Genomic DNA, 389 nt, shown 5'->3' with positions numbered 1-389 from the left:
AACGTATCCGGACCAGTGTAATTCTCATTTGGCGTATAGGTGAACGTACCATCTGCATTTACCACCGCCACTCCGTTGGTTGGCGGATCTTGTAAGCTATACGTCAGTACTTCTCCATCTGGATCAAACGCGGTGATTTGACTCGACACTGCTGTATCTTCATTCGTGACCAACGTTACCACCACTGGACCTACTGGTGGATCATTGACTGGCAGAACTGTAATCGTAATCGTCGAAACCGCCGTTCCTCCCTGTCCGTCGCTTACTACGACGCTAAAGCTATCTACCCCGTTGTAATTTTCGTTTGGCGTATACGTGTAGGCTCCGTCTGGATTTACAACTACCGTTCCATTTGCTGGACCTGTCAGTAACCCGTACGTTAGTGGATT

1 protein-coding gene is annotated in these 389 nt (G+C 48.6%); it reads right to left on the bottom strand.

The features are described 5' to 3' along the window. The coding region (locus AC1D0Y_RS29815; protein WP_477708454.1) for a cadherin-like domain-containing protein at positions 1-389 on the bottom strand (389 nt) is incomplete at both ends.

It is taken from the genome of Priestia sp. P1_B12_1 (assembly GCF_056406695.1).
Note: the sequence above shows the minus strand (reverse complement) of the source record. Positions and strands in the feature narration are given on the sequence as shown.